This window comes from Ornithinicoccus halotolerans (assembly GCF_009602535.1).
Classification (GTDB): Bacteria; Actinomycetota; Actinomycetes; order Actinomycetales; family Dermatophilaceae; genus Ornithinicoccus; species Ornithinicoccus halotolerans.
In genome coordinates, this window is record NZ_WIQI01000149.1 from 1 (window position 1) to 4,906 (window position 4,906).

Below are 4,906 nucleotides of genomic sequence, written 5' to 3' on the forward strand. Positions count from 1 at the left end.
CGGCCGCCGAGCTGGTCGCCGGCCTGCCGCCGTCCCCCGCGGTGTGGTGCTCGGGGCTGCGCAAGCGGTACGGCCGGCAGACCGCGGTCGACGGCGTCTCGTTCACCGTCGGCCGGGGCGAGGTGGTCGGCCTGCTCGGCCCGAACGGCGCCGGCAAGACCAGCGTCATCAAGATCCTGCTCGGGCTGGTCCGCCCCGACGGCGGCGACGTGCTCCTGCTCGGCAGGCCGGCGCGGGACCCACGGGCCCGCGTCCAGGTCGGCTACCTGCCGGAGCTGTTCCGGTACCAGCCGTGGCTCACCGCGGCCGAGGTGCTGGACCTGCACGTCCGGCTGGCCGGGGTCGACGTGCCGGCCGACGAGCGGCAGGCGTGCCTGGACCGGGTGGGGCTCGGCCACCGCGCCCGCGACCGGGTCGCCGGCTTCTCCAAGGGCATGCAGCAGCGGCTGGGCCTGGCCGTCGCGCTGGTGGCCCGCCCCGCGCTGGTCGTCCTGGACGAGCCGACCAGCGCGCTCGACCCGGTCGGGCGGGCCGACGTGCGCGACCTGCTGCTCTCCCTCAAGGCGCGCGGGGTAGCCGTGCTGCTCAACTCCCACCTCATCGGCGAGGTGGAGCGGGTCTGTGACCGGGTGGTGATCCTCGACCGGGGCCGGGTCGCCGCCGCCGGCACGCTGCCAGAGCTGCTCGGCGGGCGGGAGGTGCGGCTCCGGCTCGACGGCGTGGCCGAGCAGGCGCAGGCCCGGCTGGCCGCCGCCGGTCAGCTCAGCCGCAGCGGGGACTGGTTCACCGTCGCGCTGCCCGCCGACCACGACCCCGAGGACGTGCCCGGCCTGGTCGCCGACCTGGTCGGGCTGGGTGTGCGGGTGCACGCGGTCGAGCCCGGCCGGGTCAGCCTCGAGGAGCGGCTGCTGGACATCCTCCGCTCCGGCCACGGGGGTGAGGGCGGGTGACCGGACGGACCGTCCTCACCGTCGCCGCCCTCACGCTGCGGGAGGCGGCGCGCCGGCGCGTGCTGTGGGCACTGGCCGGGCTGACCCTCGTGCTGCTGGGGCTGAGCGCCTTCGGCTTCTCCCGCATCGACGCCGAGTTCAGGACGCTCACCACCGGCGAGGCCCGGCTGGTGGCCTCCATGGTGCTCAACCTGGTCATGTTCGGGCTGAGCCTCATCGCCGCGCTCGGCACGGCCTTCCTCGCCGGGCCCACCCTGGCCGGGGAGGTCGAGTCCGGGATGGCGCTGGCGATGCTGGCCCGGCCGGTGCGTCGCTCGGCGGTGCTGCTCGGCAAGTGGCTGGGGCTGGTCGTCTTCGGTGGTGGCTTCGTGGTGCTGGCCGGCCTCGCGCAGTTCCTCATCGTGTGGGCCACCGTCGGTTACGTGCCCCCGCAGCCGGTGGCCGGGCTGGCCCTGCTCGCCGTCCAGACGACCGTGCTGCTCACCCTGGCGCTGCTGATCTCCACGCTGCTGTCGCCGATGGCCTCCGGCGTCGTGGCGGTCGGCCTGTTCGGTGCCGCCTGGATCTCGGGGGTGGTCGGCGGCATCGGCCAGGTCATCGACAACGAGGCGGTCGCCCTGACCGGCACCGTCTCCCGGATGCTGCTCCCCACCGACGGGCTGTGGCGCGGCGCCATGCACGCCTTCCAGGACGCCAGCGTGCTGACCCAGTTCGGCCCGGCGATGGAGGGCCACCCGTTCCTCAGCGAGGCCGCGCTCACGCCCGCGTACCTGGTTTGGGTCGGCCTCTGGGTGTGCCTCGTCCTGGGGCTGGCCGGCATGGCCTTCCAGCGCCGGGACCTGTAGCGGCCCGGCCCGAGCGGGCCGCAGCGGCGTGTCAGCCCTGCTGCTGGGACTCCGGCTGCCCGGACTCGGGTTGCCCGGACTCCGGCTGCCCGGACTCGGGTTGCCCGGACTCCGGCTGCTCGGCCCACCACCGCAGCAGCTCCTGGCGGGCCGCCTCCTTGCCCATCGGGCCCTGGTCGAGCCGGGTCGCGAGCAGGTGCTGGTAGGCCCGCCCCAGCAGCGGGCCGGGCCGGATGCCCAGGAGCTCGCCGATCTCGTGGCCGTTCAGCTCGGGACGGACCGCGGCCAGCTCCTCCTCGGCCTGCAGCCGCTCGATCCGCTCCTCCAGGTCCTGGTAGGCCCGCGCCAGCCGCGCCGCCTTGCGCCGGTTGCGGGTGGTGCAGTCGGAGCGGGTGAGCTTGTGCAGCCGCCCCAGCAACGGGCCGGCGTCGGTGATGTAGCGGCGCACCGCCGAGTCGGTCCACTCCCCCGTCCCGTAGCCGTGGAACCGCAGGTGCAGCTCGACCAGCCGGGCGACCTGCCGGGTGGTCTCGTTGTCGTAGCGCAGCGCCCGTAGCCGCTTCCGGGCCATCTTGGCGCCCACCACCTCGTGGTGGTGGAAGCTGACGCCCCCGCCCGGCTCGAACCGGCGGGTCGCCGGCTTGCCGATGTCGTGCAGCAGCGCCGCGAGCCGCAGCACCAGGTCCGGCCCGGGCACCGCGTCAGGGTCGTCCCCGTCAGCGCCGGGAGGGTCCTCCAGGTCGATCGCCTGCTCCAGCACCGTCAGCGAGTGCTGATAGACGTCCTTGTGCCGGTGGTGCTCGTCCACCTCCAGCCGCAGCGCGGGCAGCTCGGGCAGCACGACGTCGGCCAGCCCGCTGTCGACCAGCACCTCCAGGCCCGCTCGTGGGTAGCGGCCCAGCAGCAGCCGGTTCAGCTCCTCCCGGACCCGCTCGGCCGAGACGATCTGCAGCCGGCCGGCCATGTCCGTCATCGCCCGCCGGGTGGCCGGGTCGACCGCGAAGCCCAGCTGGGAGACGAACCGGGCGGCCCGCATCATCCGCAGCGGGTCGTCAGAGAACGACACCTCCGGGGCGTGCGGGGTGCGCAGCGTCCGCGCCGCCAGGTCGGCCAGCCCGTCGTGCGGGTCGACGAAGCTCAGCTCGGGCAGCCGCAGCGCCATCGCGTTCACGGTGAAGTCGCGCCGCACCAGGTCCTCGGCCAGGTCGTCGCCGAAGGCGACCACGGGCTTGCGGGTCCCCGGCTCGTAGGCGTCGGCGCGGTAGGTGGTCACCTCCACGGTGGTGCCGCGCCGGCGTGCGCCGATGGTGCCGAACCTGCGCCCGACGTCCCACAGCTGGTCGGCCCACCCGGTCAGCACCTGCTCGATCTGCTCGGGCCGGGCGGAGGTGGTGAAGTCCAGGTCGGGGGAGACACGCCCGAGGAAGGAGTCGCGGACCGGGCCGCCCACCAGCGCCAGCTCGTGCCCGGCGTCGGCGAACCGCTGGCCGATCTCGGTCAGCAGCGGCAGTGTCGGACCCAGCCCGCGCAGCGCGCGGGCCAGCAGCTCGGCCTCGGCAGGGGTGGTGGACACGACATCCAAGGGTACGGGCCTTCGGTGGCGACGCGGCCGCCGCGGCGCCGCGCGCGGGGCCGGCCGCTCGTTACAGTGAGGAAGATGACCGTCCCCTCCCGCTCCGACCGCCGGCAGCGGAGGCTGCCCGCGGTGCAGGAGACGTCAGCGGGCGGCGTGGTCATCGACGTCGTCGAGGGGCGGGCCCGGATCGCGATCATCGCCCGCCGCAACCGGGCCGGGCGCATCGAGTGGTGCCTGCCGAAGGGGCACGTCGAGCCGGGCGAGACCCTGGAGCAGACGGCCGAGCGTGAGGTCGCGGAGGAGACCGGCATCATCGGGCGGGTGCTCATCACGCTCGGCACCGTGGACTACTGGTTCACCACCCCCCACCAGCGCATCCACAAGCTGGTCTACCACTACCTGCTGGAGGCCACCGGGGGCCGGCTCACCGTGGACGGGGACCCGGACCAGGAGGCGATCGACGCGGCGTGGTTCCCGCTCGACACCGTCCACCAGCAGCTGACCTTCCCCAACGAGCGCCGGATCGCGCGGATGGCCTGGCAGCGCCTGGCCGGGACCGCCTGACGCTGGCGCGCCGGCCGTGACCCTCCGCGAGCTGCCCGTGCCGACGGTGCCGCCGGACCGGCCCGCCCGCGCCGTGCTCGCCCGGGTCGTGACCGTGCTCGGCTGCCTGCTGCTCCTGACCAGCCTGCTGGCCCCTGCCGGTGCCGCCGGGACCGGCCTCGGCGGCGCGCGTGCCCACCCGGAGCAGGCGCCGGACCCGAACCAGGTGCGGCTCACGCTGCGGCAGGTCACGCCGCAGCCGATGCGGCCGGGGGCCGCGATGACGCTGGCGGGCACGCTGCGCAACGTGGGCACCACGGCGGTAGCGGTCGAGGCGGTGAGGGCCCACACCGGCTACCGGGGGCTGGACACGCGCAGCGCGGTGCGTTCCTGGGCCGCCGGGACCTCCGACGTCAGCGCGACCCGCCCGCTGGGCGAGCAGGTGCTGGAGCGGCGGCTCGCGCCAGGGGACCAGGCGCGGTTCCGCATCGAGGTGCCCGCGGGCACGGTGGAGCCCCCGTTCAGCTTCGCCAGCCTGCCGCTGCTGCTCGACGTCGCCGGTGGCGGTGAGGACCCGGGCACCGTGGGGCGGCTGCGCTCGTTCCTGGTGTGGGACGGCCAGGACGGGTACGACCACGAGCCGCTGCAGCTGTCCTGGCTGGTGCCGCTGACCGCACCGGCGGACCCGGACCTGTTCAGCACCGACCCACAGGCCCGGGCGCAGGCGTGGGAGCAGGCGGCCGGGTCACAGTCCCGGGCCACCCGGCTGGTCCGGGAGCTGTCCGGCCTCGGGGTCACCTTCGTGGCCGACCCGGCCCTGCTCACCCCGGTGGCGCCCGGCGGGCTCGGCCCCGTCAGCGGCGAGGCTTCCGAGCCTGCGACCGAACCCACCGGGCCGGACAGCCAGGACACCGACGAGCCTGCCGGATACGACGACGTCATCCTCCGCGGGGACGTGCCCGCGCGGCGCTTCACCTCGTTCTGGCTCAAGG

5 protein-coding genes are annotated in these 4,906 nt (G+C 75.3%); 4 read left to right on the forward strand and 1 reads right to left on the reverse strand.

All coding sequences use genetic code 11. The annotated features are described in order from the left end of the window. Both GFJ45_RS15035 and GFJ45_RS15040 read left to right on the forward strand, forming a co-directional pair. Window positions 1-950: ABC transporter ATP-binding protein (locus GFJ45_RS15035; RefSeq protein WP_228387124.1), on the forward strand; the 950-nt coding region annotated here is incomplete at its 5' end. After that, window positions 947-1,795 carry an ABC transporter permease gene (locus GFJ45_RS15040; RefSeq protein ID WP_153398641.1) on the forward strand — a complete coding sequence of 283 codons (849 nt, stop codon included), beginning with the start codon at window positions 947-949 and terminating at the stop codon, window positions 1,793-1,795. The genes GFJ45_RS15035 and GFJ45_RS15040, both read left to right, overlap by 4 nt. Window positions 1,796-1,826: 31 nt before the next feature. On the opposite strand, the gene GFJ45_RS15045 is transcribed toward GFJ45_RS15040, so the two are convergent. Further along, a complete protein-coding gene (locus tag GFJ45_RS15045) occupies window positions 1,827-3,368 on the reverse strand; it encodes a CCA tRNA nucleotidyltransferase (protein WP_407670409.1) in 1,542 nt (513 codons plus the stop codon). Window positions 3,369-3,452: 84 nt separating this feature from the next. Here GFJ45_RS15045 and GFJ45_RS15050 point away from each other — a divergent pair, with 84 nt between their 5' ends. Then, window positions 3,453-3,935, forward strand: a complete 483-nt coding sequence (locus GFJ45_RS15050) for an NUDIX hydrolase (RefSeq protein WP_153398643.1) — start codon at window positions 3,453-3,455, stop codon at window positions 3,933-3,935. A 16-nt stretch (window positions 3,936-3,951) separates the two neighbouring features. Beyond that, window positions 3,952-4,906: DUF6049 family protein (locus tag GFJ45_RS15055; protein ID WP_153398645.1), on the forward strand; the 955-nt coding region annotated here is incomplete at its 3' end.

What these genes read in the sequence shown, in the direction of transcription:
- GFJ45_RS15050 (WP_153398643.1), top strand. Translation starts at nt 3,453, where the DNA reads ATGACCGTCCCCTCCCGCTCCGACCGCCGGCAGCGGAGGCTGCCCGCG.